Raw genomic sequence first — 25893 nt, 5'->3', positions numbered from 1 at the left:
AGGGCTGGGCGCAAGTTTCGGCGCTGGCCATGCAAAAAGCTTGTTGACATCAATGTCAGTTAATCGCATATGGCAATCATGGAACAGCACGAAACCATCTCGCCCGCCGCCCCCGCCTGTTTCGGGCTCTCCAGTGACGATCCGTCGCTCGAATGGGGCGCTCCTGCAGCCGCGATCCATCCGATGGCGGCGCCCGATCTGCAGATGTTCGATCCCACGCGCGTGATGCCGCGCACGCGGCCGCTCAAGGCCTACCGTCACTTCCGCGAACTGCTCAAGAACAAGGAAAACACCGAAGAGGTGTTCTACATCTTCGAAGCGCTGCCCTGGAAGGGCGCCCGCGCCGCGGCCGAACGCTTTCTGAACACGCCCCAAGGCCAGGCGCTGCGCGCAAGCGAACCGTATCTGCCCGATCTGCTTGATGATCACGTGGGCCTGCGCAAGCTGCCCGCCGGTTCGGTCGCGCACGCCTATTGCGATTTCATGGAGCGTGAAGGTCTGTCGGCTGCCGGATTGGTGGACGAATCGATGAAATTCCGGACCGGTCGCTACGAATTCAAGGACCAGTTCACCTGGTACCTCGATCGCCAACGCGACACGCACGATCTTCAGCACGTGCTGACCGGTTATGGCCGCGATGCGCTGGGCGAACAATGCGTGCTGGCGTTCACTTATGGCCAGCAGCCCAGCCCGGGGCACTTGTTCATCGGTTACCTGGGCGGGCTGGAGATCAGCCGCAAGCAGAGCGTGAAAGTGCCCGTGCTGGCCGCGGTCCGCGAAGCGCAAAAGCTGGGCGCCGGCTGCCCGAAGATCACCGAACAGTCGATCCGCGACTTGCTCGCGCTGCCGCTCGATGAAGCGCGCCGCCAGTTGAACATCACGCCGACCAAGGTTTACAGCCAGGTTCACACCATGTGGCGCGCCAACGGGATCGATCCGTATGACCTGCTGGGTGCGGTAAAGAAGGCGGCGTAACCAACCCCTCCGTCAGCCGTCGACGCTCCCGGTCAGCGCAACTCTTTGCGAATCATCAGCTTGAGGCCAGACCAAACGGCGTCGACGGCACAGACCTTTACGTCGACATAGCCCATCGGCAGCGCCACTTCGCGGATGGTGTCTTCGGTCACGTCGGTGGGCACTTTCGCGGCCTTCTTGGGCCAACTGATCCAGACAAAGCCGTGCGCCGCGATCGTGTGGCGGAGCTGCGTGAGCAATCGGGCCATTTCCGCGCGCGAGGTGGTGAACACATGGACCGCCTCCACCCCGGCGGCAGGTGCATCCTGCTCCACCACGCCAACATCGCCGATTTCGGCGCGCACGCTGGCCGGCATGGCGTGGAACCAGGCGGTGAGGCCGGGCTTGAGCGACAGCTTTTTTGCCAGCGGCGTGCCCGAATAACCGGCCGGGGGTTGGGCAACCACTGTCTCAGCCTTCCAGCCGGTTGCGGAAAACCGATGTCGGCCCGACGTAGGTCAGGCAATCGGGATCGAACACGACGACGTGCGACAAATCGGGTCGTGACCGCAACGAATACAGCATGGCCTGCGCACCGGCCTTGCGGGCAGCGTCGGAAATCCGCCAGGTGGGCGATCGGGCTCCGCCTGCGCGAATGTCCTGCCACACCACCGAAGCGGCCGTATTTCCGCGTTCGTCGGCGATGCGCTCGGCATCGAGGTGCATCGCAGCCAGCACGCGTGCGATCGGCACGTCGAGATAACGCTTGATGGCAACCTCCGCTCCCTCGGCTGTCAACGAGGCATAGGCCGCGATCTGCCCCGAATGATGGAAACGACCTTCTGGCGCTGATGCAGGCGCCGACGGTGTATCGGCAAGCTCCTGCGGCAGGATGCGCCAGACGTTCATCAGCGCAGGACGGCCGTCCGCCCGCGCGTCATCAGGCTTCCATCCAGTCGCGGAAGAACGCTTCGTTGGCTTCGCGCAGTGCAGCTATGGTGACGCGGCTTTCGCTGCCGTCTGACTGCTTGCGGAACACGCAGGCCTCACCGCCGGTCTGCCCGATCGGCACGGCCGCGATGCCGGCTGCTTTTGCGCGCGCGGCGATTTCACTCATGTCGCTGGCGGTGACCACATAGCGGCCCTGGTCCTCGCCGAAATACAGCCCGGCGAGGGGGGGTAGGTTGGGGGCGATCACGCTGGTGAAGCCGATATTTCCGGCCAGCGCCATCTCCGCCATTGCCACCGCTGCGCCGCCGTCCGAACAATCGTGCACCGCGCTGACGAGGCCGTCCGCGATCAGCCCGCGCACCAGTTCGCCGGTCTTGCGCTCCATTTCAAGGTTCACGGCGGGCGGCGCGCCTTCTGCACGCCCGTGCAATTCGCGCAAGTACAGCGACTGGCCGAGATGGCCTTGCGAATGGCACAGCAGCACGATCATCTCGCCCTCGGCCTTGAAGGCGATCGTGGCCATTTTGGTATGGTCTTCCATCAGCCCGACGCCGCCGATCGCGGGGGTGGGGAGAATGGCGCTGCCGCCGCCAGTCGCCTTCGATTCGTTGTACAAACTGACGTTGCCGCTCACGATCGGGTAATCGAGCGCGCGGCAGGCGTCGCCCATGCCCTCCAGGCAGCCGACGATCTGCGCCATGATCTCGGGCCGTTGCGGGTTGGCAAAGTTGAGGCAGTTGGTGATCGCCAAGGGCAGCGCGCCGACCGCGCTGATATTGCGATATGTCTCGGCTACCGCCTGCTTGCCGCCCTCGTAAGGATCGGCGTAGCAGTAGCGCGGGGTGCAATCGGTGGTCATCGCCAGCGCCTTTTGCGTGCCGTGGAGCCGCACCACCGCCGCGTCGCCGCCCGATTTCTGCAAGGTATCGGCGCCAACCTGGCTGTCGTATTGCTCCCAGATCCAGCGGCGCGAGGCGAGCGCGGGGCTGGCCATCAGTTTTGTGAGGTCGCCCGCCAGATCGGTGCATTCGGGCGCATCCCCCAGCGGCGGCACTTTGGCCCAGGCGGCGTATTCCTCACGCGTCGCGCCCGGCCGGTCGTAAAGCGGCGCGTCCTCAGCCAGCGGGCCCAGCGGGATATCGCACACCACTTCGCCCTTGAAAGTGAGCACCATGTGCCCGCCATCGGGGCCGGGATCGGTCACGCGGCCGATGATCGCGAAGTCCAGTTCCCACTTGCGGAACACTGCTTCGGCCATCGCCTCCTTGCCGGGCTTGAGCACCATCAGCATCCGCTCCTGGCTCTCGCTCAGCATCATTTCGTAGGGCGTCATGCCGCTTTCGCGGCACGGCACCATGTCCATGTCGAGAACGATGCCGGCCTTGCCGTTGGTCGCCATCTCGACCGAGCTTGAGGTCAGCCCCGCCGCGCCCATGTCCTGGATCGCCACGATCGCATCGGTTGCCATCAATTCGAGGCAGGCTTCGATCAGCAGCTTTTCGACGAAGGGGTCGCCGACTTGCACCGTCGGGCGCTTTTCTTCGATGTCGTCGCCAAAATCGGCGCTGGCCATCGTTGCGCCGTGGATGCCGTCGCGCCCGGTCTTCGAGCCGACATAGACGATCGGGTTGCCCACGCCGGTCGCGGCTGAATAGAAGATTTTCGTCTGGTCGGCCACGCCCACGGTCATCGCGTTGACCAGGATGTTGCCATCGTAAGCCGGGTCGAAATTGGTCTCGCCGCCCACGGTCGGCACGCCGACGCAATTGCCGTAACCGCCGATGCCTGCGACCACGCCCTGCACCAGATGCTTCATCTTGGGGTGATCGGGGCGCCCGAAGCGCAGTGCGTTGAGGTTGGCCACCGGCCGCGCGCCCATCGTAAACACGTCGCGCAGGATGCCGCCCACGCCCGTCGCCGCGCCCTGGTACGGTTCGATGTAGCTGGGGTGGTTGTGCGATTCCATCTTGAAGATCGCGGCTAGCTTCGTCCCGTCGGGACCAGCGCCGATGTCGATCACGCCCGCGTTCTCGCCCGGTCCGCAGATCACCCACGGCGCTTCTGTGGGCAGCTTTTTCAGGTGGATGCGGCTGGATTTGTACGAACAATGTTCGGACCACATCACCGAGAAGATGCCCAGTTCGAGCAGGTTCGGCTCGCGCCCCAGGGCGTGGAGGACGCGGTCGTACTCCTCCGGCGAAAGCCCGTGCTGGGCGACGATTTCGCCAGTGATCGTGGGGGTGTTTGCGGGCGCTGAATTGGTCATGCGCGCGCCTTTACCGTCGCCGGCGCGGGTACGCTAGTCCGAGAGCGGATAATCGCCCGGCGCCTGCCGTGTGGCGCTGCCTGCATCGCGCGTGCTGCCCAGCCAGAACGCCGCCCCGGTTACCGTGCCATAGGCCACGAACGCCAGCCATGACGTGCCCGGCGAAACCTCGGTGGCCTGCGGGCCGAACCAGTTGATCGCCTGCACCGCCGCCAGCAGGAGCACCAGCACCGCGATCGCCAGGGCCGAACGTGACGATTTCGCCGGGGATCTGGCACGCGTTTTCGCCAGATAAAACAGCAGCGCGGCCGCGATGATCCCGATCTCCAGCGGCATCTCCACCGCCGGCATGTTCCACAAGCCCAGCCCCAGCTTGGGCGGGCCGCCGATGATCGTCAGGTCGGGGCGGTGGACAGCCAAGTCGAGCAGCCAGTGCGAGGACACCACCAGCGCACCCAGCAGCGCGGCGCGCCGGTTCACGTTGGGCAGCCACACCGCCACCGCGAACAACGCCGACCACACCACCGCACCGAGCAGGCTGTGCGTGAACGGCATGTCGTACAGGTCCATCGGATTCATCGCGGTGATGCCCGGCACCATCCGCATGTGTTCGGCGCCCAGCAGCAGGAACAGAAAGAACGCCCAGTCCAGAAGCTGCGCACCGATGAACAGCACGCCCAGCGAGGGCGCACGCCGATCCGTTGCCGCAACCAGTGCCGGTGCCCAATGGCCGATGAACATGGACCGTTCCCCCTTCGGACAGCCGGCGGTCGCGCGCCGGTTGTCATATTCGTCAAATCGCAGAAGGTCCCCGCTCGCAACTTGACCCGGCTGCACCGCGCCGTCAATGGTCGGGGAGTTCTGGATACTTCGGCAAAACGATTTTTGGGCGGATAGCTTTGACAGATTTTGGGCCAGATACCGACACGCTTGCAGACCTTTCCTCGCTGTCGTTCGAGGATGCGTTGAAGGCGCTCGAAGACGTGGTGCGCAAGCTCGAAAGCGGAGAGGCGCCGCTCGACCAGTCGATTGCGCTTTACGCGCGCGGCGATGCGCTGCGGAAGCATTGCCAGACGCGGCTCGATTCGGCGCAAGCGCGGATCGAGGCCATCGTGGCGGACCGCGAAGGCAACGCCGTGGGCACGCGGCCGTTCGACGAGTCGACGGGCGCATGAACGTGGTCACCGGGCCGGAAACCCTGCTCGCGGGCGACATGGCGCGTATTCAGCGCGCGATAGACACCTCCTTCGATGCGCTGCTGCCCGAAGCGGGTGATTCGCGCGTGCGGCTGGCCGAAGCGATGCGCTATGCCGCGATCGGCGGGGGCAAGCGGCTGCGGCCCTTGCTGCTCAGCGCCACCGCCACGCTTCACGGCGTCGGCTTCGAATCCGCCGTGCGCGCGGGCACCGCGATCGAGGCAGTCCACGTCTATTCGCTGATCCACGACGATCTGCCGTGCATGGATGACGACGCCATGCGCCACGGCAAGCCCACGCTCCACCGCGCCTTCGACGAAGCCACCGCGGTGCTGGCGGGCGATGCCTTGCAGACATTCGCGTTCGAGGTCCTGGCCGATCCCGCCACCAGCTCCGATCCGTTCGTGCGGATCGAGCTTGTCCGCACGCTGGCGGGGGCGACGGGTGCGAGCGGCATGGTCTTGGGCCAGATGATGGATATCGCTGCCGAAGCCGCCCAGGAATCCGGGCAGTTCGATCTGCCCACGGTTACCCGGCTGCAACAATTCAAGACCGGGGCGCTGCTTGAAGCGGCGGTCGAAATGGGCGCGATCCTGGCGCATCTGCCGCCCGAAGGCCGCACGCATTTGCGCGGCTATGCCCGCGCAATCGGCTTGGCGTTCCAGATTGCCGACGACTTGCTCGATGCCGAGGGTGACGAAGCCGCCGCCGGCAAGGCGCTGCGCAAGGATGCCGAAGCCGGCAAGCAGACCTTTGTGTCGCTGCTCGGCGCCGAACGCGCGCGCGCGCAGGCCGCGATGCTGGTCGACCAGGCGGTGCTGCACCTCGAACGCTATGGGCCAGAGGCCGACACGCTGCGCGCACTGGCGCGGTTCATCGTCGAAAGGAAGCACTGACCATGCCCGCATCAGATGGCACCCGCATCGGCGTCTATCCCGGCACCTTCGATCCGATCACGCTCGGCCATCTGGATATCATCAGGCGCGGCGCCAAGCTGGTCGACAAGCTGATCATCGGTGTGACCACCAATCCATCGAAAAACCCGATGTTCAGCCCCGAAGAACGCATGGCCTGCGTTGAACGCGAAGTGGCTGCGCAGGGCATCGACAACGTGACGGTGATCGGCTTCAACGCATTGCTGATGAAATTTGCCGAAAAGCAGGGCGCCAGCGTGATCGTGCGGGGCCTGCGCGCGGTGGCGGACTTCGAATACGAATACCAGATGGCCGGCATGAACCAGCAGCTCAACGCCCGGATCGAAACGATCTTCCTGATGGCCGACGTGTGCCTCCAGCCGATCGCATCGAAACTGGTCAAGGAAATCGCGCTGTTCGGCGGCGATATTTCGGCTTTCGTCACGCCGGCGGTGCGCGAAGATGTGGTTGCGCGGGTCGGCACGATCGGGCGGCTTGGGGATTATTGATCCACATTCGTTCATTGCCACGAAAGTCGCCCCGGCCTATCGGCGCAAAAGATCGTTGAGGAAATGGGTTTGCTGATGGTTTCGCGTCTTCGCCGCACTGCTACGCTGGTTATCACCAGTGCCATCCTGGTAAGTTTTGCCGCCAGCCCCGCGCTGGCCCGCAAGTCCAAGAAGGTCGAACTGAACGCGGTTGCGCAGGCGGCCGCCGCGCCGATCCAGAACCAGTCTTTCACGGTCGATTTCTCTCAGGAAACCGACCAGGACAACGTGCTGGTGCTCGATTTGTCCAACGGCGGGCGCGTGGTGATCCGGCTTGAACCCAAGTGGGCACCCGGTTCGGTGGAACGTGTCAAGACGCTGACACGGCAGGGCTTTTACGATGGGGTGATCTTTCACCGCGTGATCGAAGGCTTCATGGCGCAGACCGGCGACCCGACGGGAACCGGGCAGGGCGGATCGAAACTGCCCGACCTCAAGGCCGAATTCAACGGCGCGCCGCACTTGCGGGGTACCGTCTCGATGGCGCGGACCGAGGAACCCGATTCGGCCAACAGCCAGTTCTTCATCATGTTCATGCCGCGCTTCGCGCTCGACCGGAAATACACCAACTTCGGCCGCGTGATCGCGGGCATGGACCTGGTCGACGCCATCCAGCGCGGCGAACCGCCCGAAGCGCCGACCAAGATCCTGCAAGCCTCGATCCTGGCCGATCACAAGCCGCCCAAACTGCCCGGCGCGGCTCCGGCGACTGCGGCTGGCGCCGGCATCACGGCGGACATGCTGTCGAAATCGAAGTCGAACTGAAGATCGGCCCAAGGCACTTCCGTTCGCCCTGAGCTTGTCGAACGGCTGTTCTTAGCTTGCTACGCCCTAAAGAAAAGCAGTCCTTCGACAAGCTCAGGACGAACGGGGTTAGGGCGATGATATGCTGCCACCCCCCAGGGTATCCCCATGCGCGTTGACCTGTTCGATTTCGAGCTTCCGCCCGAAAACATCGCGATCCGCCCCGCGCGGCCTCGCGATGCGGCGCGGATGCTGGTCGTGCTCGGGAACGCGCCACTGGTCGATGCCGGGGTGCGCGATCTCCCCGCGCAGCTTCGCGCCGGCGACGTGCTGGTGTTCAACGACACCCGCGTGATCCCGGCGCAGCTTGAAGGCCGGCGGGGGGATGCGAAAATCGGCGCCACGCTGCACAAGCGGATCGACTTGCGACGCTGGCAGGCCTTCATCCGCAATGCCAAGCGGCTGCACGAGGGTGATGTCATCGACTTCGGCGCCGATGTGACCGCCACCGCCGAAGCGCGTCATCCCGATGGCAGCTTCACGTTGGCATTCAGCGGGAACGAGCCGGTCGAAGTGCTGCTGGCGCGCGCAGGCACGATGCCGTTGCCGCCTTACATCGCCTCGAAGCGCGCGATCGATGAACGCGACCAGGCCGACTACCAGACCATGTTCGCACAGAACGACGGCGCAGTTGCCGCGCCCACCGCCGCGCTGCATTTCACGCCCGAGCTGATCGCCGCGCTCGAAGCCGCGGGGATCGGGCGCGAAACGCTGACGCTCCATGTTGGTGCGGGCACCTTCCTGCCGGTGAAGGCCGACGACACCGAGGCGCACGCCATGCATGCCGAATGGGGCCGGATCGACGCCGCCACGGCTGCGCGGCTCAATGCGGTTCGGGCAGCCGGCGGGCGCGTGATCGCGGTCGGCACCACCAGCCTGCGCCTGCTCGAATCCGCCGCTGACCAAAGCGGCACAATCCAGCCGTTCGAAGGCGACACCGCGATCTTCATCACACCCGGCTACTGCTTCCGTGCGATCGACGGGTTGATGACCAATTTTCACCTGCCGCGTTCAACGCTGTTCATGCTGGTCAGTGCGCTGATGGGCCGCGAGGCAATGCAGGCGGCCTATGCTCACGCGATTGCGACGGGCTACCGCTTTTACAGCTATGGGGATTCGTCGCTGTTGCTTCCTTGATCCTGCGGGAGATCAGGCCAGCGCGGCTTGTGGTGCGAAGATGGTCTTGTCGTCTGCGCCCGCCAGCAGGCGTTGGGTGCCTTCGCGCAACGAGGCGACGATCTCGTCCGCGCCGATCGAGCGGCGCCAATCGGCGTCGTCCAGCTCGGTTGTGCCTTCGGAGCCTTGTCCGCCCCACAGCCCGAGCAGAATGCGGCTGTTCGGGGCGTGCATCCGCAGGCGCCGGATCAGGTGGCGTATCGGCGCGGTGGCACCCGCAGGATTAAGCCCGATCAGCGCGATTGCCGCCAGGCCATCTGGTTCGAGCGCAGCAATCGATTCGCGGGCCACCTGCTCATAGGAAACCACGCGCACCGTGTGCCCGGCGCTTTGGAGCAATTGCGCGAACATCGTCGCCAGCGCGCCATCGAACGGCCCGCGCCCGGCCACGCAGACGATCCGGCTGGGTGCAATCGCGGTGCGGGCGGTGGAGTGAGCCGTGCCGGTATCAGCCTGGAACAGTTGCAAATCCTCGATCACCGACAGCATCAGCCGCCTGATCTTGACCAATCGGCCACGATCGAGCGTCCCGCGCGCTTCGTCCTGCGCGGCCAGGCGCAGGCTTTGGACGATCACGCTGTCGTAGTAGTCGACCAGCGGCTTATCCCCCAGCATGCGCTCGGCTTGCGCCAGCGCTTCGTCGGCGTTGTCTGCCAGGATGCGCTGGTAGAACGTTTCCACCGGGGACAGTGCGGGACGATCGCCCAGCAGCACATCGAAAAATTCGAACGCCTTGATGTGCCGCCCCAGCACCACGAAGCACAGCGTCAGCGGGGTCGACAGGATCAGGCCGACCGGGCCCCACAGCCACGCCCAGAAGATCGCCGCGACAATCACCGAGATCGGCGAAAGCCCGGTCGAATGGCCGTACAGCAGCGGTTCGACCACGTAACCGGTCAATGTATCGACGCCCACGAACAGCAGCGCGACGAACACCGTCAATTCCCAGCCGGGCGATATCGCCGCACCCAGCGCCATCGGCGCCAGCGCCGCCAGGAACGATCCGATATAGGGTACGAACCGCAACAGCCCTGCCAGGATCCCGAACATCGCGGGCGAGGGGATGCCGATCAGCCACAGCCCCACCCCGATCACCGCGCCGAAGCTGGTGTTGACCGCGAATTGCGACAGAAAATACTTGCTCAGCCGCTGGCCGGCGTCGTCCAGCGCGATGGTTGTGCGGTGCAGGTCGGCCGAACCGAACAGCCGGATCACCCGATCGCGCAAGTCCTCGCGCTGGATCAGGATGAAGATCGCCACCACCAGCACGATGAACGCGGTTTCGAGCGGGCCGACCACCGGAGACAGCACGCGCCCGGCAATCTCGGTGGGGGTGGGCGGAGCGGCCTGGATTTCTACTTGAACCGGGCGCCGCGCGCCTTGCGCATCTGCCTTGGCCGGCTGGCGTCCTGTCAATTGCCCAGCGCCTTCACCGATGCGCGGCGGGTTGCCCGATCGCACGCCGGTGCCGAACGCCTTGGTCAGCGCCGCCAGCTTGAGCACGGCATAGCCCTGGATGTTCTGGATCTTGCCTTCGATCGTGCGCACATATTGCGGCGCATCGCTCGAAAGTGCCGCGGCCTGGCTGCCGATCAGCGTGCCCACCAGCCCGAACGTGGCCAGCGTCGCGATCACCGCCAGCACCGCCGCCGGCGCGCGCGGCAGCCGCAACCGCTGCAACCCGTTGACGATCGGCGACAGCACGAACGACAGGATCACCGCCAGCGTGATCGGCAGCAGCACTTCCTTGCCAAAATAGAGCGCGGTCACCGTGGCCATAGCCGCCGCGATGTTGAGCAGTTTGCGCATGTCGCGCGCCGAGCTTTGCGCCGCTTGCAACGCGTCGCTGGCGTCGAGCTGGCCGAAATCGTCGGCCGGGTCGTTGAAGCCGGGCATATCCGTCACGCTTGTCATCCTGTTGGGGCCGGGCTGCTCGCAGGCTGGACCGATGGCGTCGGCAGGTCAACGCCCCACACGCCAAAGCGGTGCCAACGCGCTTTTGGATCTGCAAGGGGTGGGCAGGACCGTGCTGATCGTGCAAGGTTGCCCGATGCAACCGATCCTGGAAATTACCGGCCTTGGCAAGACATATGCCAGCGGCCAAGTGGCACTCGCCGACGTGGACCTCACCATCCAGAAGGGCGAGATCTTCGCGCTGCTCGGACCCAACGGCGCGGGCAAAACCACGCTGATCGGCGCGGTGTGCGGGCTGGTGAAGCCCACCAGCGGCACGATCCGCGCGTTCGGGTGTGACTTGGCAACCGACTGGCGCGCGGCCCGCGCCCGCATCGGCTTGGTGCCGCAGGAACTGGCCACCGACATGTTCGCCTATGTCGGCAAGGCGGTGGAATATTCGCGCGGGCTGTTCGGCCGCGCGCCCGATCCCGCGCGGATCGAGGAAGTGCTCCGCTCGCTCAGCCTGTGGGACAAGCGCGACAGTCGCATCAACGCGCTGTCGGGGGGCATGAAGCGCCGCGTGCTGATCGCCAAGGCGCTGGCGCACGATCCCGATCTGTTGTTCCTCGATGAACCCACCGCCGGGGTCGACGTCGAACTGCGCCGCGACATGTGGGACCAGATCGGGCGCCTGCGCGACTCCGGCGTCACCGTGATTCTGACCACGCATTACATCGAAGAGGCCGAGGAAATGGCCGACCGCATCGGCATCATCGACAAGGGCCGGCTCAAGCTGGTCGAGAACAAGACCGCGCTGATCGACCGGCTCGGCCGGATGGAGGCGCATATCGGCCTGGCGCAGCCGATGGCCGAAGTGCCGCCCGCGCTGGCGGGCTTCCACCTCGATCTGCTGAACGGCGGAAGTACGCTGTGCTACCACGCAGAGAGCCTGGAAGACCGCCACACCGGACTTGCAAGGCTGGTGCAACTGCTGACGCACCAGAACGTGGGCTTCACCACCATCGACGTGAAGCAATCGAGCCTCGAGGACATCTTCGTCCGCCTGATCGACGGAGCGGCGGCATGAGCGGCTTCAACTGGCGCGGCACATGGACGATCTACCAGTGGGAACTGGCGCGGACCTGGCGCACGCTGTTCGAGTCAATCCTTTCGCCGGTGCTGACCACCTCGCTCTATTTCGTGGTGTTCGGATCGGCGATCGGCGGGCAGATCCGGATGCAGGGCGATGTGCCATACGGCGCGTTCATCGTGCCCGGCCTGCTGCTGATGACGGTGCTGAACGAAAGCACCGGCAACGCCAGCTTCGGCATCTACATGCCGCGCTTCACCGGCGCGATCTACGAACTGCTCTCGGCGCCGGCGGGGGTGGCCGAAACGATGATCGGCTACATCGGCGCGGCGGCGACCAAGTCGATCATCCTCGCCACGATCATATTCATCACCGCGCGGATCTTCGTGCCGTTCCACGTGGTCCACCCGTTTCTCGCGGTGGGCTACGTGGTGCTGATCGCGGTGGCGTTCTCGATGCTCGGCTTCATCCTCGGCTGCTGGGCCGACGGGTTCGAGAAGCTGCAAGTCGTGCCGATGCTGGTGCTGACCCCGCTGACCTTCCTGGGCGGCACATTCTACAGCCTGTCGATGCTGGCGCAGCCGTGGCGCAGCGTGGCGATGGCCAACCCGGTGGTCTACCTCGTCAACGGCTTGCGCTGGACCTTCTACGGCCACTCCGACGTCGACATCCGCATCTCCGCCGCGCTGACGCTGGGGTTCGTGGCGGTCTGCGCGGGGGTGATCGCGGTGATTTTCAGGACGGGGTATCGGTTGCGGAGTTAAGGGGCTCCAATCTGTCGATGAGATCCTTGACGGTACTTGATGGTCGGTCTGGGAAATGCAACACATCCGGGAATTGATCCCGAAGGGCCTTAAAAACGTGAACAAAACCAAAGTTTTCACGCCATCTACCGCGCTCCCAATATCCGTCACACCCAAGCTTCTGACCTGTCCTGTCAGGGGCCCCTTAACGGCATTTGCTCTGGCGGCCGATGGGCTCAATGCGAGCGAAGAAGCTCGTCGCATCGATTTGATCCATCTGTTGATAGATCGTCACTACCCACCAGCTAACATCGCAGTTGAAACGATCGTGCTGAAAAACATCGGAGCGAACGGACGAAATAGCGTCCGAGCAGACGTGGTTGTTTATAGCCAGAACGCGCATGATTTAAAATCGCTGAGCATGTCTGATAGACTGAAGCATGCCATCGCCGTTGCTGAGGTAAAGCGTGATTCTAAGTCGAAAAAATCTGCTATTGACCATCAACTTGAACCTGCTTTAAGGCTTCTTCCAGCAACGGATGCGCTTGGAATATACTGGGACGATATAAATCAGATACTTCTCATTAAATCGCTTGTAGAGACCGGAAAAAATCACAGATTCAGATTGATCAAGACAATATAGCCAATCTTCCACGTTTTGGAATTGCTTACGCATCGAAACCAATAACGCTGACGGATTTGCGACCAACTAAAAATTTGATGGGCGTCCTATACAACCTCGCAAATATCTTTAGGTCTCATAAAATAAATGACGAAGCAACGCGCTATAAGGAAACTGTAAAATTAATATTAGCAAGATATTGCGATGAGCGCGCTGCTAAATTAAGTCCTCACGAATTGGCGCTGCAGGTACTGCCCGGATGTGATCCAGATTTTATGAAGCGAGTGACTGACTGCTATCTCGTTGCTGCGAAGCGTTACCAAAAAGCAAAGACGCTTTTTGAAATTAATGGCGGTGCGCCCGCACTGCCAGAAACCGCAATGCGTGAAGCTGTTGAATTAATACAGGGTATTGAATTTACCGCTGCAAGCAGCGATGTGATGCAACAAGTATTTATGTCATTTGTTCCGGCCGTGTTCAAAAAGAGCTTAGATCAATACTTTACTTCTCTGCCTCTCATCGACGCGATTGTTGATATGGTCGCCATCGGGCCAAATGATACCGTCGCCGATCCAGCAATGGGGACAGCAGATTTTTTATCAGCCGCGATGGCGGTAAGGCAAGCGGCAGGCGACGATGATATTGCTAATCGCCTCTATGGTGCCGATGCGGACAAAATGGCTTTCGATTTAGCAATAGTCAATATGATACTTCATAAAGACGGCCAGAGTAATTTTGTTAACGAAGATTCGATTGAGCAATTCGATCGCTGGGAGAGGCAGATTGGGGTAGCTTTGTTTAACCCGCCTTTTGGTGAAAAGAGCCTTGAGAAGCGGTCTAGCGTGCTCTCCAAGTATGACTTAGGTCACATTTGGGAGGTCAATAGCGCCGGTATGTGGAAAAAAACAAAGAATATTGCATCGAGCCAGGAACTTGGAATACTCTTTATTGAAAAATGCTTCAAGCTTCTCGACGACAATGGTAGGATGGCAATTATTTTGCCCGAAGGTTATCTCTGCACGTCTCTTTACGGCTATGTTAGAGAGTGGATAATATCAAATTTGAAAATATTAGCCCTTGTTGAACTTCCCCGCCGTATATTTAATCGCGCTGATGCAGACTTGAGGGCAAATATTCTCATAGCGCAAAAGCTTTCGGTGAAAGATATCACGCATGCAATTGAATTCGATTATCCTATCCATGCAGAATTGATTCGCAAAGTCGGGTTCAAAATGGGGAAAGGGTTTTCGATTGAGCCGAAGCGTGATCCCAAGACTGGTGACGTGATAAGGGATGCGGAAAACGAACCGATTATCGATTCTGACTTCCTAGGGCTCAGAGAGCGCCACAGTCAGTTTCGTGATCTGTTGAATTTAAATCTTAAATCGAAATCTGGAAGCTCGTCAAAAAAGGCAATCCCGGGTTGGAGCGGATCGCGCATAAGTGATATTCGCAATCATCCAAACTTGGATATGAAGCCGCGCCGTTTGACCAAAAAGGCGGTCGCCCGTCGTGCGGCAATTTTGTCAGTTGATCACTTCCGGTTGGCTGATGTTGCGGACGTCGTGTCAACCTACATTGACCTGCAATCATTGCCGAATTTGGGCAAGGAATGGCGACTTGTCGAAGGCACGAGCATTCGCGCGTTGGAGGGCACTGTGGTGCCGCAAGAGGCGATGCAAGCGTGGGAAATCATCGACGCGAAGCAGCGTCGCGTTTTCAAAATACATGATGGGGATATTGTTGTCGGCTTGGTCCGGCCCGAGCGTCGGAATGTGGGTATCGTGATCGATGCGGCGAAAGATATCGTTGGCACGCCGGACGGTGTGGCCATCGTTCGTGTAAAAAAGGGCAACGAGCGAGGGATAACGCAGGAGTTTCTACTTGCTGCACTCCGTTCAGAAGATTGTCGTATACAGCTTTGGACCGAGTCCGGAGGCACCAGCTATGGCAAACTAAATCACGATCACATTTTAGGTCTTCACATTCGGCAGCCGACCAAGGCGGACCTACAGAAGATCACTGACTCAGTAAGGCGTTGGATCAAAGCAAATCGAGATTCAATGACCCTTTGGAATTCCATCGGCACACCCTCTGATCGCAAGCCAATTTTGAACTCACCAATGTTTGGTCTGGAGGCTGAATAGGTTCTCATTTCCTGAGTTCGGCTGGCACGCATCAAACTACCGCCTCCAAGCAAAAAGCATTTTCCTACAAGGTGATGCGCTGTCATGCTGCGCGTCGGTCTGCTGCAACTCGGGTTGGGACGCTTCGAAGATCATATATAGCAATAAGTGTGATGTTCGCGATGTTTGGCGGCGCAAGGTGTTGAAAAGGCGTGATTCGGGCGAAATGAACCTCTCGCTTGGCGGAAGGGCGGGCAAAGGCTAGGGGCGGCGGGATGACGACAATGCCGCCCCGCTTCGCTTTTACGGTCCACGCGCGTTCGGGCAAGGCTCGCACCGGGGTGATCGCGATGAAGCGCGGGAGCATCCGGACGCCTGCGTTCATGCCGGTCGGCACCGCGGCGACGGTCAAGGCGATGAAGCCGGAAACCGTGCGCGAGACGGGGGCGGATATCCTGCTCGGCAATACCTACCACCTGATGCTCCGCCCCGGCGCGGAGCGGGTGGCGCGGTTGGGGGGTTTGCACCGGTTCATGAACTGGTCGCGCCCGATCCTGACCGATAGCGGCGGCTACCAGGTGATGAGCCTGTCGAGCCTTCGCAAGATTACCGAGGAGGGGGTGACGTTCGCCAGCCACCTCGATGGCTCGCGGCACATGCTCAGCCCCGAGCGGTCGATGGAGATCCAGCGGTTGCTGGGCTCAGACATCGTGATGGCGTTCGACGAATGCCCGCGCGCCGATCGGCCGAGGGACGAGATCGCCAGGTCGATGGCGATGAGCATGCGGTGGGCGCGCCGGAGCAGGGACGCGTTCGATGCGGGCGGGCAACATGCGGAAGACGCCGCGCTGTTCGGCATTCAGCAGGGCGCGCTCGATGAAGGATTGCGGGGCGAGAGTGCGGGGGCGCTGCGCGAGATCGGCTTCGATGGCTATGCGATCGGCGGCCTGGCGGTGGGCGAGGGGCAAGAGGCGATGTTCGGCGTCCTCGACTATGCGCCGGGGCAGTTGCCCGATGATCGGCCCCGCTACCTGATGGGGGTGGGCAAGCCCGATGACCTCGTCGGCGCGGTGCTGCGCGGGGTCGATATGTTCGATTGCGTGCTGCCCACGCGGTCGGGGCGGAACGGGCAGGCGTTCACCTGGGGCGGCGCGGTCAACATGCGCAACGCGCGGCATGCGGAGGATCAGGCGCCGCTCGATGCGAAGTGCGGGTGTGCGGTGTGCGGGACGTATAGCCGGGCCTATCTGCACCACCTGACGAAGGCGGGCGAGATGCTGGGGGCGATGCTGCTGACCGAGCACAACCTGTCGTTTTATCAGACGCTGATGGCGGCGATGCGGGCGGCGATTGCGGAAGACCGGATGGCCGGGTTCGCGGTGGATTTTGTTCGCGAATACAAAGGCGCTCGTTAGACTTGCACCGATCCGATGGGGGGGGCTGGTCATGATACGAGCTTGATGGCGGCAGTCGGGTGTTCGGCCGGGTCGGCGTCGGCGTAAGGCACGCGCTCGCAGGCTGAGAGGTTCGGGGCGTGCGAAGCGGTGCTCGATATGAGCCTTTCACGCGATGGCAAGCACGTTGCGATCATCGCGCTGCCGTGGCCCGATGTCGACGTCGATGACCTGGTGCGGATCGGACGCAAGCAGCGCGTGGTTGGCGCCAGCTAAGTGGCCGAATACCGCGATTATTCGAGCTTTCCCTTGGTCGATCGCCAGATCGGCAACGCGCCGCATGTCAGCGAAGGCTCGTCTGCACGCAACGCGTCAAGGATCACGGTTCCAGTGCTGCTGTGCCAGGGAAGCACCGACCAGAACGTGAGTGTCGACCAGTCACGCAAGACGCAGGGCTTGTGACCAAAAGTCGAATCAATCCATCCGATATGGCGAGATTGTTTGGAAGTGCTTGAACTCGCCGTCGATTTCGTCAGGATGCGAGTGTTCGGGGAGGGTTTGATGAAGCATTCGATGACTTTGGCTGCCGTTTTGCTGGCTGGGATCTGTACAACCGCTTCTTCGGCGCAAACTGTCGATGGCTCGGCCGCAAAATTCGGAGCGCTGGAGGCGGTCAGCCAGATTTCGCTGTCGCCGGATGGAAGCAAGGTGGCGTGGATAAGCCCGCGGCCGGGCGGTGGGCAAGTCTTGCTCGTGGCAAACATTGCGTCCGGCGGTGAAGCGAAAGCCGCGCTGGTCGAGCCTGGTGGAACTGAAACACTGTCGTTTTGCCGCTGGGCTACCGACAACCGGCTGTTGTGCCTGATCCGTGGCGCGGTCGATGACGGGACGGGGCGGCTTGTCGGGTTCAGCCGGATGTTTGCGCTCAACGCCGATGGCAGCAACCGTGTAATGGTGACCCGCAATGCCACCGATCGCGCGCTCAATGTGTTGCAGTACGCCGGATCGGTGATCGATTGGAACGTCCCCGGCGGGACGCCGGGCCATGTGCTGATGAACCGTGATTTCGAGCCAAAGACCGATATCGGGACATTGATCAACAAGTCCGACGAAGGGCTCGGGGTCGAAGATGTCGACGTCGTCTCGCTCAAGCGCAACCTTGTAGAGCGACCCAAACGCGATGCTCGCGAATACATTGCCAATGGCCGGGGTGATGTGCGGATCATGGGGCGCCAGGGGTTCAATGGATCCGACCGGTTGACGAACCTGATTTCCTATTCCTACCGGAAGGCCGGATCGAGGGATTGGCTGCCGCTGTCCGAAGTGCGGGTAGTGGCGCAAGGCAGGTCCACAGGGTTCAATCCTTATGCGGTCGATCCGGCCAAGGACCTGGCTTATGGCTTCGATCAAATAGATGGGCGGCTGGCGCTTTACAGCATGGCGCTCAACGGCAGCGGTACGCGCACGCTTGTGCTGTCGCGTCCGGATGTGGACGTCGATAGCCTTGTCCAGATCGGTCGCGATCGGCGCGTCGTTGGTGCAAGCTATGCAACCGAAAAGCGCACTATCGCGTTCTTCGATCCGCAGTTGAAAGCGCTTTCGGCGGCGCTGCAAAAGGCACTGCCGGGTAACCCGGCGGTCGACTTCGTCGATTCCAGCGCAGACGAGAGCAAGCTGTTGCTGTTGGCGTCGAGCGATGTCGATCCCGGCAAGTTCTACCTGTTCAACAAGGCCACCCGGCAACTCGCCGAAGTCCTGCCTGTTCGCCCGCCACTTGCCGGCGTGGCGATGGGGACAATGAAGCCGATTACCTTCGCTGCCGGCGATGGCACGCAAATACCCGGTTACCTGACGCTTCCGCCGGGCAGCAGTGGTCGAAACCTTCCCGCCATCGTCATGCCGCACGGCGGACCTTCCTCGCGCGATGAGTGGGGCTTCGACTGGCTGGTGCAGTATTACGCGAACCATGGCTACGCCGTGCTTCAGCCCAATTATCGCGGGTCATCGGGTTATGGCGCCGACTTTTACCAGAAGAACGGCTTTCAATCATGGCGCACTGCGATCGGCGATGTCGACGATGCCGGGCGCTGGCTGATCAAGCAGGGCATCGCTGACCCCAAGAAGCTGGCAATCGTCGGCTGGTCTTACGGGGGATATGCCGCGCTGCAGAGCGGTGTGCTGGATCCGGGGCTTTACAAGGCAATCGTGGCAGTGGCGCCGGTAACCGATCTGGAGCACCTGCGGCAGGAATCAGAAGGCTTTACCAGTTTCAAGCTGGTCAGCGACTTCATCGGGCAGGGACCGCACGTGCGTGAAGGATCGCCCGCGCAGAACGCAGCAAGGATCACGGTGCCGGTTTTGCTGTTCCACGGCGACAAGGACCAGAACGTCAACGCCGAGGAATCGCGCTTCATGGCGGATCGGCTCAAGGACGCGGGCAAGTCGGTTACGCTGGTGCAATTTCCCGGACTTGATCATCAACTGGCTGACGGCCAGGCACGGACGCGGCTGCTCAGCGAAAGCAATGCGTTCCTGAAGAAGGCGTTCGGCGGATAAGTCCTGTCAGGCAGCGTGGCCTGGCGGCGTATTGCCATCGCACTGTTCCAGCGTGGTACCCGGATACTGAATGAACTGCCCGCTGCGCGGTTCATAGAACCCGGCGCCGATCGCCATCGCCTGGCGCTGCGCGGTGGTGAGATCGGGATACCACTTGCCCGTACGATGCGGCGTGATGAAGCGGAACATGCCTTGGTTCTACCGTTGATAGCGCGATTGTGCAGTGACAATCCGCATACGCTGGTGGTGGCTTGGTAGTTCCCGAAAACCGTTCAATTTCAAAAGATAAGGCGGAGCCAATGGCCCCGCCTTATCATGTGTTCGGATATATTCAGCCGCCCTGCCCGAACGGGGCGGGCGTGGGTCAGCGAAAGCCGATCAGCGCGAGTAGAACTCGACCACGAGGTTCGGTTCCATTTTCACCGGATAGGGCACGTCCTCAAGGGTCGGTACGCGGCTGAAGGTGATCTTGTCGTTGCCGTCGACCGCAACGTAATCGGGGATTTCGCGTTCGGCCAGCGACTGTGCTTCGGCAACCAGCGCCATTTCCTTGGCCTTGTCACCCAGGCTGACGACGTCGCCCGGACGCACGCGGCGCGAGGCGATGTTGCACTTCACGCCGTTGACGCGGATGTGGCCGTGGCTGACGATCTGGCGCGCAGCGAAGATGGTGGGTGCGAACTTGGCGCGGTAACACACCATGTCGAGCCGCTGTTCGAGCAGGCCGATCAGGTTCTGCCCGGTATCGCCCTTCATGGACGCGGCTTCCTGGTAAGTGCGCTTGAACTGCTTTTCGGTAACGTCGCCGTAGTAGCCGCGAAGCTTCTGCTTGGCGCGGAGCTGGATGCCGAAGTCCGAAACCTTGCTCTTGCGGCGCTGGCCGTGCTGGCCAGGGCCATAGCTGCGGCGGTTGACCGAGCTCTTGGGCCGGCCCCAGATGTTTTCACCGAGGCGGCGGTCGATCTTGTGCTTTGATTCATGACGCTTCGACATGGCGCGTGTCTCCAATAAACTGACGCGGCGCGACAATCCGCCCGCGCGTTGAACCCGGCATTGCTCCGAAACGAGCTTCTGTGGCGATCCTGTGGGGATATCCAGGGAAGTCGAACGCGGCCACCGCTTCACCGGGGTGCGGGGCCCATTGCGAGTGGCGTCCCGACCAGAGAATAAACCAATTGTCAAGGGCAGGGCGCACATAAGGCTTGGTGAGTTTGGAGTAGGAACACCCTCATGGGGCACGCGCAACCGCACAGTGATTCGCAGACGACCGCTACGCCGGGGTCGCTCGAAGACGTGCACGCAGAACTCGATACGATCGACCGCGCGCTGATCGAGCTGCTGTCGCGTCGCTTTGCGCTGATGCGCAACCCCGCGCACTTCCCTTGCGCCGACGATTTGTCCGACGAAGCCTGGCATCGCCAATTGATCCTCGCCGCGCGCAAGCTGGCTTTCGAACAGAACGTGCCGGTGGGGCTGGTTGCCGATATGTGGGACCGGCTGACCGATGCCTCGATCGCATTGCAGCGCCAGGCGCATGCCCGGCTGCGGGTGATCGGCGATTAGCGCTTACTTGCGGCGTTCCAGATCGCGCGCCAGCGTGGTCAGCACGCCGCGGAAGGTGCGCAGTTCCAGGTGAGTCCAGCCCGGCTTCGTCAGCATCGTGCGCAAAGTGCGCCGCGTGGCCACTGCGCGCGAATGCGGGTAGAAATAGTCGCGCGGTTCCAGCATCGCGCACAGTTGCGCGAACATGCCTTCGAATTGTTCCTGCGGCGCGGGTGGCAGCAGGTCTTCCACAGTTGGCTGCGCCAGTGCTTCGCCCGCCAGCTTCGACCATTCGTAAGCGCACAAGACCACCGCCTGCGCCAGATTGAGCGAGGCGAATTCGGGATTGACCGGCACCGTGATAATCGTGCGCGCCAAGGCCACATCGTCAGTCTCAAGACCCGAGCGTTCGGGCCCGAACAAGATCGCGCTGCGGGCGCCGTCGGTGGTGATTTCGCGCGCGGCGGCGTCGGGCGTGTAGACCGGCTTGGTCACCCCGCGCTTGCGCACCGTGGTGGCATAGACGTGCGCGCAATCGGCCACTGCTTCTGCCACCGTATCGAACACTTTGGCATGTTCGAGCACGGCGTCGGCACCCGCAGCCGCCGGCCCGGCCGAGGGGTTGGGCCAGCCATCGCGCGGCGCGACCAGCCGCATTTCGCTTAGCCCGAAGTTCAGCATCGCACGCGCGGCCTTGCCGATGTTCTCGCCCAGTTGCGGGCGGACCAGCACGAACACCGGCGGCGGAGCGACAGCCACGCTCAGTCCAACCCGACTTCGCGCACGGTGCTGGCGAATTGCTCGAAGTCCTTCGCTTCGGTGAAGTCGCGATAGACGCTGGCGAAGCGGATATAGGCCACGCTGTCGAGCTGGCGCAGGCCTTCCATGACCATTTCACCGATCGCCTGCGCGTGGACTTCACTTTCGCCCATCGTCTCGATCTGGCGCTGGATGCCCGAAACCAACTGGTCCAGCCGTTCCTGCGCAAGCCCGCGCTTGCGGCATGCGATGGCGACGCTGGCCTCGATCTTGGCGCGGTTGAACGCCTCGCGCTTTTCGTCCTTCTTGACCACGGTCACTTCGCGCAATTGCACGCGCTCGAACGTGGTGAAGCGCGCGCCGCAGCTTTCGCACTGGCGGCGCCGGCGGATCGAGGTGTTGTCCTCGCTCGGCCGGCTGTCCTTTACCTGGCTGTCGTCATGCGCACAGAACGGGCACCGCACTTAGCGTTTGATCCGCTGCCACAGCGCAAAGCCCGCGCCGGCGATCAGGCCGACCGGGATCGAGATATGCGGCAGCAGCGCGGCGGCCACGGCGCCGATGCCGCCGCCGATCAGCACCGGCTTGGTCGACGGGTGGCGCATGCCGTCCTTGGCCATGCCCGAAATCTCGGTCTTGGCGCGGCTGGCGAGATCGTCGTTGTCCATGGCGTCAAAGCTCCGGGTAAATGGGGAAAGCGCCGCACAGTTCGGCCACGCGGTCGCGGACGCGCTGTTCTACCTGGCCATCGCCTTCATCGCCGTTGCGCGACAGGCCGTCCACAACTTCGGCGATCAGTTTGCCGATGATCGCGAACTCGGCCTCGCCGAACCCACGCGTGGTGCCCGCCGGCGTACCCAGGCGGATGCCCGACGTGACGAAGGGCGAGCGGGTGTCGAACGGGATGCCGTTCTTGTTGCACGTCAGCCAAGCGCGATCGAGGCCCTTTTCGGCGGCCTTGCCGGTCACATCCTTGGGGGTGAGATCGACGAGCATCGAGTGGTTGTCGGTGCCGCCCGACACGATGCCGAGTCCGGCTTCCTGCAGGCTGGCGGCCAGCGCACGGGCATTGGCGACGATCTGGTGCGCATAAGCCTTGAATTCGGGCTTGAGCGCTTCGGCGAAGGCGACCGCCTTGGCGGCGACGATGTGCATCAGCGGGCCGCCCTGCATGCCCGGGAACACCGCCATGTTGATCTTCTTGGCCAGCGCCTCGTCGTTGGTGAGGATCACGCCCGAACGCGGGCCCCGCAATGATTTGTGCGTGGTGGTGGTCGTGACATGCGCGTGCGGGATCGGCGAGGGATGCGCCCCGCCCGCGACGAGGCCCGAAATGTGCGACATGTCGACCAGCAACCAGGCGCCGATCTCGTCAGCGATGGTGCGGAAGGCCTGCCAGTCCCATACGCGCGAATAAGCGGTGCCGCCGGCGATGATCAGCTTGGGCTTGTGCTCGTGCGCAAGCCGGCGAACCTCGTCCATGTCGATCTGGTGATCTTCGCGGCGCACGCCGTAAGCAACCGGCTTGAACCACTTTCCGCTCATGTTGACGGGCGAGCCGTGCGTCAGGTGCCCGCCCGAGTTGAGATCGAGCCCCATGAAGGTGTCGCCAGGCTGCAGCAGCGCCAGGAACACCGCCTGGTTCATCTGGCTGCCCGAATTGGGCTGGACGTTGGCGAACTGGCTGCCGAACAGTTCCTTGGCGCGCTCGATCGCCAGCGTTTCGACCACGTCGGCAAATTCGCAGCCGCCGTAATAGCGCTTGCCCGGATAACCTTCGGCGTACTTGTTGGTCAGCACCGAGCCCGCGGCTTCGAGGCAGGCGAGGCTGGTGATGTTCTCGCTGGCGATCAGTTCGATCTTGGTCTGCTGGCGGTGCAATTCACCACGGATCGCCGCGAACACTGCGGGATCGGTTTCGGCGAGATGGCCGGTGAAGAAGCCGGTCGAACGGATTGCTGGCCGGGCAAGGGCGGTCTCGGTCATGCGAAGGCTCCTGCAAAGGGAGGATGGGACAGTTTTTCGACGCGCGGGCCATGGCGCCCGCCGGCAAAAGTTCCGGCGAGGAAGCTTTGCAGGCAGGCCTTGGCCATGTCGATCCCGATCAGGCGTGCGCCCATCGCGACGACGTTCGCATCGTTGTGTTCGCGCGCGAGTGCGGCCGAATAGGGATCGTTGACCAGCGCACAGCGGCAGGCGGGGTTGCGGTTGACCGCGATCGAGATGCCGATGCCACTGCCGCACAGCGCCACGCCGCGTTCGGCGCGTCCATCCGCAATGGCGGCGGCGAGCTTGTAGCCATAATCGGGATAGTCGACGCGATCGGCCGTCTCCGGCCCGAGATCGAGCACATCATGGCCCCACTCACGCAGCGCTGCGGCGAGTTCGGCCTTGAGCTCGAACGCGGCATGATCGGAAGCAATCGCGATGCGCATTGCGGCGGGCCTTTGGTTGCGCGGGGAATCGTTGCGTCCCCATAGTAGCGCTATTGTCGCATTGCCAGCGCAGAGGGCGCAGCTTTCCCCAGCACCTGCCCGAAGGGGCGAAGTGCCACCGGGTCGGGGTGACGCCGATTTGACTCTGGCCTGCCGGCGGTTCAGCACCGCGCGAAACGGGAGGGACGCAATGGGCAAGTTCGCAGGCTGGCTGGCGGCGGTATTGGGCGGCATTGCGCTCGCCATTATTGCTACGACACCGCCTTCGCCCAAGAGCGCAGCAACCGCGATGACAGCGTTTTCTGCCGAACGTGCGATGAGCGATGTGCGGCGGGTCGCCAGCGCGCCGCACCCCACGGGCTCGGCGGAAAACGAAAAAGTGCGCGGGTTTCTGATCGCGCGCATGCAGGCGCTGGGCCTGGACGTTTCATCCAGCAGCGCCGGTCTGGTCGATGCGCGCGGTACTGCCAAGTATGCGCGCTGGACCGGCCATGCCGAGCCGCCCAAGCCGCTGATAAATCTGATCGGAGTGCTACCCGGACAAGATCGGTCGTTGCCCGCGGTCATGCTCATGGCGCACCATGATACCGTCTGGGGCTCACCCGGCGCGGCGGATGATACCGCCGGCGTCTCCGCCACGCTGGAGGTGGTACGCGCAATCCGCGCTGCAGGACAGCCGCGCCGCGATCTGGTGGTGCTGTTCACCGATGGCGAGGAACTGGGCTTGCAGGGTGCGCGCGCCTTCTTCGCGGGCAATCCGCTTCGGCTAAAGGTCGGTGCGATCGTCAACATGGAGGCGCGCGGAGGGGGCGGCCGAACCGCGATGTTCCAGACCTCTCCAGCCAACGGCGCGGCGATGGCGCTGTTCGCACAGCACGTGGCGCGGCCGAGCGCGGGGTCGCTCGCGGTGTTTCTCTACCGTATCCTGCCCAACGATACCGACCTGACACCGACGCTCAAAGGTCCATACACCAGCTACAATTTCGCCTTTATCGGCCGATCTGCATTGTATCACTCGCCGCGCGCAACGCCCGACCGGCTTGACCGGGGCGCGTTGCAGGACATGGGCGATCAGGTGCTGGGGCTGACGAACGGGCTGCTTGCCGCCGATGCCCTGCCTGGTCGTGCGCCGGACGCAGTCTTCTTCGATCTCTTCGGGTTCGGTCTGGCGATCTATTCCGTCTGGACTGGCTGGATCATGCTCGGCCTTGCAGGGGCTGGCTTGGTGATGGCGCTGCGCAGCAACGGCGTTGCAGGGCTGGGGACCGGTGCGGCACGGATGACTGGACTGATCGCGCTCGCTGCGGCGCTGCTTTATGCCTTCAATTGGCTTTCGCTAAAGGCGGGTCCACCGAACTATTACGACAGGCTGGCGGCCATTCCCCGGCTAGAAGCACTCTCCCTGCTTGTGACGGGCGCAGCCGTTGCGCTGGTTCTGGCAAGCTGGAAGCCTGGCAAGGCGGGAGCGGTGGGCGCAGCACTGCCTCTGGTGGTGCTGGGCATCGTCGCTCAGGCGCTGGCGCCGACTGCCGCATATTTCGTGGTGGTTCCGCTGGCGCTTGTCGGCCTTTCGCTGGTGATCGCTGACCGTTTACGAGTGGCAATCGGGTTCGGCCTGCTCGCGATGATCGGTGCGCTGGTATCGGGCTACATGCTCGCGCTGGCGCACCAGATCATGCAAGGCGTCGGAGCAACATTGCCGATGCTGACCGCCTTGCCGCTGGCGATTGCCATGCTTGCGCTGCTGCCGTTGTGGCCGCAGTTGCCACGGCGAACCGCGCGACTGACAGGTGGCGTGCTGTTGCTGGCAGCGGCCGGGCTGGCGCTCTCTGTCCGCTTTGCACCGCTGGCAGATACGGTGGCAGCCTACGCCGATACCAAGCACTGATACGAAAGGCCCCGCCGGAGCGGGGCCTTTGCA

Annotated in this window: 27 protein-coding genes; 14 read left to right on the top strand and 13 right to left on the bottom strand. The window is 62.8% G+C overall.

Features of this window, described 5'->3' with window-relative positions; translation table 11 throughout:
• Nucleotides 1-78: 78 nt before the first annotated feature.
• Nucleotides 79-975: a Coq4 family protein gene (locus Q0R16_RS18395; protein ID WP_366857996.1), complete on the top strand. Its 897-nt coding sequence runs from the start codon at nt 79-81 to the stop codon at nt 973-975.
• Nucleotides 976-1007: 32 nt separating this feature from the next.
• Here the strand turns inward: Q0R16_RS18395 and Q0R16_RS18390 are convergent, their stop codons facing one another.
• Genes Q0R16_RS18390 through Q0R16_RS18375 form a run of 4 tightly spaced genes read right to left on the bottom strand, consistent with a single transcriptional unit; the run spans nt 1008 to nt 4912 of the window.
• Nucleotides 1008-1421: a hypothetical protein gene (locus Q0R16_RS18390; protein ID WP_295639674.1), complete on the bottom strand. Its 414-nt coding sequence runs from the start codon at nt 1419-1421 to the stop codon at nt 1008-1010.
• 4 nt (nt 1422-1425) lie between these two features.
• A complete protein-coding gene (locus tag Q0R16_RS18385; protein ID WP_295639671.1) occupies nt 1426-1863 on the bottom strand; it encodes an RES family NAD+ phosphorylase in 438 nt (145 codons plus the stop codon).
• A 31-nt stretch (nt 1864-1894) separates the two neighbouring features.
• Entirely contained in the window at nt 1895-4171 is a 2277-nt protein-coding gene (gene purL, locus Q0R16_RS18380; RefSeq protein ID WP_295639669.1) for a phosphoribosylformylglycinamidine synthase subunit PurL, read from the bottom strand.
• A 33-nt stretch (nt 4172-4204) separates the two neighbouring features.
• Nucleotides 4205-4912: a hypothetical protein gene (locus Q0R16_RS18375; RefSeq protein WP_295639666.1), complete on the bottom strand. Its 708-nt coding sequence runs from the start codon at nt 4910-4912 to the stop codon at nt 4205-4207.
• Nucleotides 4913-5070: 158 nt separating this feature from the next.
• Here Q0R16_RS18375 and Q0R16_RS18370 point away from each other — a divergent pair, with 158 nt between their 5' ends.
• From Q0R16_RS18370 to queA, 5 genes are all read left to right on the top strand, one after another.
• Nucleotides 5071-5346 (top strand): exodeoxyribonuclease VII small subunit, encoded by a 276-nt coding sequence (locus tag Q0R16_RS18370; RefSeq protein ID WP_295639663.1) that lies wholly within the window; start codon nt 5071-5073, stop codon nt 5344-5346.
• Nucleotides 5343-6263, top strand: coding sequence for a polyprenyl synthetase family protein (locus tag Q0R16_RS18365; RefSeq protein WP_295639660.1), 921 nt, complete (start codon nt 5343-5345; stop codon nt 6261-6263). Before Q0R16_RS18370 ends, Q0R16_RS18365 begins: the two co-directional genes overlap by 4 nt.
• Before the next feature lie 2 nt (nt 6264-6265).
• Nucleotides 6266-6790 (top strand): pantetheine-phosphate adenylyltransferase, encoded by a 525-nt coding sequence (gene coaD, locus Q0R16_RS18360; RefSeq protein ID WP_295639656.1) that lies wholly within the window; start codon nt 6266-6268, stop codon nt 6788-6790.
• A gap of 75 nt (nt 6791-6865) precedes the next feature.
• On the top strand, nt 6866-7594 hold the full coding sequence (locus Q0R16_RS18355) for a peptidylprolyl isomerase (protein WP_295639653.1): 729 nt from the start codon (nt 6866-6868) through the stop codon (nt 7592-7594).
• A gap of 147 nt (nt 7595-7741) precedes the next feature.
• Complete coding sequence (queA, locus tag Q0R16_RS18350; protein ID WP_295639650.1) at nt 7742-8770, top strand: tRNA preQ1(34) S-adenosylmethionine ribosyltransferase-isomerase QueA; 1029 nt, start codon at nt 7742-7744, stop codon at nt 8768-8770.
• Nucleotides 8771-8782: 12 nt separating this feature from the next.
• Here the strand turns inward: queA and Q0R16_RS18345 are convergent, their stop codons facing one another.
• Nucleotides 8783-10705 carry an AI-2E family transporter gene (locus Q0R16_RS18345; protein WP_295639785.1) on the bottom strand — a complete coding sequence of 641 codons (1923 nt, stop codon included), beginning with the start codon at nt 10703-10705 and terminating at the stop codon, nt 8783-8785.
• A 154-nt stretch (nt 10706-10859) separates the two neighbouring features.
• On the opposite strand from Q0R16_RS18345, the gene Q0R16_RS18340 reads away from it, so the two are divergent.
• From Q0R16_RS18340 to tgt, 5 genes are all read left to right on the top strand, one after another.
• Nucleotides 10860-11792: an ABC transporter ATP-binding protein gene (locus Q0R16_RS18340; RefSeq protein WP_295639646.1), complete on the top strand. Its 933-nt coding sequence runs from the start codon at nt 10860-10862 to the stop codon at nt 11790-11792.
• The gene (locus Q0R16_RS18335; protein WP_295639643.1) at nt 11789-12559 is read left to right on the top strand and encodes an ABC transporter permease; all 771 of its coding nucleotides are present in this window, start codon (nt 11789-11791) and stop codon (nt 12557-12559) included. Before Q0R16_RS18340 ends, Q0R16_RS18335 begins: the two co-directional genes overlap by 4 nt.
• 97 nt (nt 12560-12656) lie before the next feature.
• Complete coding sequence (locus Q0R16_RS18330; RefSeq protein WP_295639640.1) at nt 12657-13181, top strand: hypothetical protein; 525 nt, start codon at nt 12657-12659, stop codon at nt 13179-13181.
• Nucleotides 13182-13258: 77 nt separating this feature from the next.
• On the top strand, nt 13259-15307 hold the full coding sequence (locus Q0R16_RS18325; RefSeq protein ID WP_295639638.1) for an N-6 DNA methylase: 2049 nt from the start codon (nt 13259-13261) through the stop codon (nt 15305-15307).
• 263 nt (nt 15308-15570) lie between these two features.
• Entirely contained in the window at nt 15571-16701 is a 1131-nt protein-coding gene (tgt, locus tag Q0R16_RS18320; RefSeq protein WP_295639783.1) for a tRNA guanosine(34) transglycosylase Tgt, read from the top strand.
• A 272-nt stretch (nt 16702-16973) separates the two neighbouring features.
• Here tgt and Q0R16_RS18315 read toward each other — a convergent pair whose 3' ends face one another.
• Nucleotides 16974-17444 (bottom strand): hypothetical protein, encoded by a 471-nt coding sequence (locus tag Q0R16_RS18315; protein WP_295639635.1) that lies wholly within the window; start codon nt 17442-17444, stop codon nt 16974-16976.
• Here Q0R16_RS18315 and Q0R16_RS18310 point away from each other — a divergent pair.
• Nucleotides 17434-19236 carry a S9 family peptidase gene (locus Q0R16_RS18310; protein ID WP_295639632.1) on the top strand — a complete coding sequence of 601 codons (1803 nt, stop codon included), beginning with the start codon at nt 17434-17436 and terminating at the stop codon, nt 19234-19236. The genes Q0R16_RS18315 and Q0R16_RS18310 overlap by 11 nt on opposite strands.
• Before the next feature lie 6 nt (nt 19237-19242).
• Here Q0R16_RS18310 and Q0R16_RS18305 read toward each other — a convergent pair whose 3' ends face one another.
• Both Q0R16_RS18305 and rpsD read right to left on the bottom strand, forming a co-directional pair.
• The gene (locus tag Q0R16_RS18305) at nt 19243-19425 is read right to left on the bottom strand and encodes a hypothetical protein (protein WP_295639629.1); all 183 of its coding nucleotides are present in this window, start codon (nt 19423-19425) and stop codon (nt 19243-19245) included.
• Between the two features lie 189 nt (nt 19426-19614).
• Entirely contained in the window at nt 19615-20229 is a 615-nt protein-coding gene (gene rpsD, locus Q0R16_RS18300; RefSeq protein WP_295639627.1) for a 30S ribosomal protein S4, read from the bottom strand.
• A gap of 237 nt (nt 20230-20466) precedes the next feature.
• Between rpsD and Q0R16_RS18295 the strand changes: the two genes are divergently transcribed.
• Nucleotides 20467-20799 carry a chorismate mutase gene (locus Q0R16_RS18295; RefSeq protein WP_295639624.1) on the top strand — a complete coding sequence of 111 codons (333 nt, stop codon included), beginning with the start codon at nt 20467-20469 and terminating at the stop codon, nt 20797-20799.
• Between the two features lie 3 nt (nt 20800-20802).
• Here the strand turns inward: Q0R16_RS18295 and Q0R16_RS18290 are convergent, their stop codons facing one another.
• The 5 genes from Q0R16_RS18290 to rpiB form a co-directional block, all read right to left on the bottom strand.
• On the bottom strand, nt 20803-21459 hold the full coding sequence (locus tag Q0R16_RS18290) for a TrmH family RNA methyltransferase (RefSeq protein ID WP_295639780.1): 657 nt from the start codon (nt 21457-21459) through the stop codon (nt 20803-20805).
• 80 nt (nt 21460-21539) lie between these two features.
• Nucleotides 21540-22001 carry a transcriptional regulator NrdR gene (nrdR, locus tag Q0R16_RS18285; RefSeq protein WP_295639621.1) on the bottom strand — a complete coding sequence of 154 codons (462 nt, stop codon included), beginning with the start codon at nt 21999-22001 and terminating at the stop codon, nt 21540-21542.
• Nucleotides 22002-22205, bottom strand: a complete 204-nt coding sequence (locus Q0R16_RS18280; protein WP_295639618.1) for a hypothetical protein — start codon at nt 22203-22205, stop codon at nt 22002-22004.
• Between the two features lie 4 nt (nt 22206-22209).
• Nucleotides 22210-23523, bottom strand: coding sequence for a serine hydroxymethyltransferase (glyA, locus tag Q0R16_RS18275; protein WP_295639615.1), 1314 nt, complete (start codon nt 23521-23523; stop codon nt 22210-22212).
• Complete coding sequence (gene rpiB / locus Q0R16_RS18270; protein WP_295639612.1) at nt 23520-23972, bottom strand: ribose 5-phosphate isomerase B; 453 nt, start codon at nt 23970-23972, stop codon at nt 23520-23522. Before rpiB ends, glyA begins: the two co-directional genes overlap by 4 nt.
• Before the next feature lie 190 nt (nt 23973-24162).
• Here rpiB and Q0R16_RS18265 point away from each other — a divergent pair, with 190 nt between their 5' ends.
• A complete protein-coding gene (locus tag Q0R16_RS18265; RefSeq protein ID WP_295639609.1) occupies nt 24163-25860 on the top strand; it encodes a M20/M25/M40 family metallo-hydrolase in 1698 nt (565 codons plus the stop codon).
• Nucleotides 25861-25893 lie beyond the last annotated feature (33 nt).

Source organism: Novosphingobium sp., assembly GCF_025351285.1.
In the GTDB taxonomy this organism is placed as follows: Bacteria; Pseudomonadota; Alphaproteobacteria; order Sphingomonadales; family Sphingomonadaceae; genus Novosphingobium.
Note: the sequence above shows the minus strand (reverse complement) of the source record. Positions and strands in the feature narration are given on the sequence as shown.

What these genes read in the sequence shown, in the direction of transcription:
- rpsD (WP_295639627.1), bottom strand. Translation starts at nt 20,229, where the DNA reads ATGTCGAAGCGTCATGAATCAAAGCACAAGATCGACCGCCGCCTCGGT.
- Q0R16_RS18340 (WP_295639646.1), top strand. Translation starts at nt 10,860, where the DNA reads ATGCAACCGATCCTGGAAATTACCGGCCTTGGCAAGACATATGCCAGC.
- Q0R16_RS18375 (WP_295639666.1), bottom strand. Translation starts at nt 4,912, where the DNA reads ATGTTCATCGGCCATTGGGCACCGGCACTGGTTGCGGCAACGGATCGG.
- coaD (WP_295639656.1), top strand. Translation starts at nt 6,266, where the DNA reads ATGCCCGCATCAGATGGCACCCGCATCGGCGTCTATCCCGGCACCTTC.
- glyA (WP_295639615.1), bottom strand. Translation starts at nt 23,523, where the DNA reads ATGACCGAGACCGCCCTTGCCCGGCCAGCAATCCGTTCGACCGGCTTC.
- Q0R16_RS18365 (WP_295639660.1), top strand. Translation starts at nt 5,343, where the DNA reads ATGAACGTGGTCACCGGGCCGGAAACCCTGCTCGCGGGCGACATGGCG.
- Q0R16_RS18385 (WP_295639671.1), bottom strand. Translation starts at nt 1,863, where the DNA reads ATGAACGTCTGGCGCATCCTGCCGCAGGAGCTTGCCGATACACCGTCG.
- queA (WP_295639650.1), top strand. Translation starts at nt 7,742, where the DNA reads ATGCGCGTTGACCTGTTCGATTTCGAGCTTCCGCCCGAAAACATCGCG.
- Q0R16_RS18295 (WP_295639624.1), top strand. Translation starts at nt 20,467, where the DNA reads ATGGGGCACGCGCAACCGCACAGTGATTCGCAGACGACCGCTACGCCG.
- Q0R16_RS18305 (WP_295639629.1), bottom strand. Translation starts at nt 19,425, where the DNA reads ATGTTCCGCTTCATCACGCCGCATCGTACGGGCAAGTGGTATCCCGAT.
- Q0R16_RS18345 (WP_295639785.1), bottom strand. Translation starts at nt 10,705, where the DNA reads ATGCCCGGCTTCAACGACCCGGCCGACGATTTCGGCCAGCTCGACGCC.
- Q0R16_RS18280 (WP_295639618.1), bottom strand. Translation starts at nt 22,205, where the DNA reads ATGGACAACGACGATCTCGCCAGCCGCGCCAAGACCGAGATTTCGGGC.
- Q0R16_RS18395 (WP_366857996.1), top strand. Translation starts at nt 79, where the DNA reads ATGGAACAGCACGAAACCATCTCGCCCGCCGCCCCCGCCTGTTTCGGG.
- Q0R16_RS18290 (WP_295639780.1), bottom strand. Translation starts at nt 21,459, where the DNA reads ATGCTGAACTTCGGGCTAAGCGAAATGCGGCTGGTCGCGCCGCGCGAT.
- Q0R16_RS18265 (WP_295639609.1), top strand. Translation starts at nt 24,163, where the DNA reads ATGGGCAAGTTCGCAGGCTGGCTGGCGGCGGTATTGGGCGGCATTGCG.
- purL (WP_295639669.1), bottom strand. Translation starts at nt 4,171, where the DNA reads ATGACCAATTCAGCGCCCGCAAACACCCCCACGATCACTGGCGAAATC.
- Q0R16_RS18355 (WP_295639653.1), top strand. Translation starts at nt 6,866, where the DNA reads ATGGTTTCGCGTCTTCGCCGCACTGCTACGCTGGTTATCACCAGTGCC.
- Q0R16_RS18335 (WP_295639643.1), top strand. Translation starts at nt 11,789, where the DNA reads ATGAGCGGCTTCAACTGGCGCGGCACATGGACGATCTACCAGTGGGAA.
- Q0R16_RS18325 (WP_295639638.1), top strand. Translation starts at nt 13,259, where the DNA reads ATGGGCGTCCTATACAACCTCGCAAATATCTTTAGGTCTCATAAAATA.
- Q0R16_RS18315 (WP_295639635.1), bottom strand. Translation starts at nt 17,444, where the DNA reads ATGTTTGCCACGAGCAAGACTTGCCCACCGCCCGGCCGCGGGCTTATC.
- tgt (WP_295639783.1), top strand. Translation starts at nt 15,571, where the DNA reads ATGCCGCCCCGCTTCGCTTTTACGGTCCACGCGCGTTCGGGCAAGGCT.
- rpiB (WP_295639612.1), bottom strand. Translation starts at nt 23,972, where the DNA reads ATGCGCATCGCGATTGCTTCCGATCATGCCGCGTTCGAGCTCAAGGCC.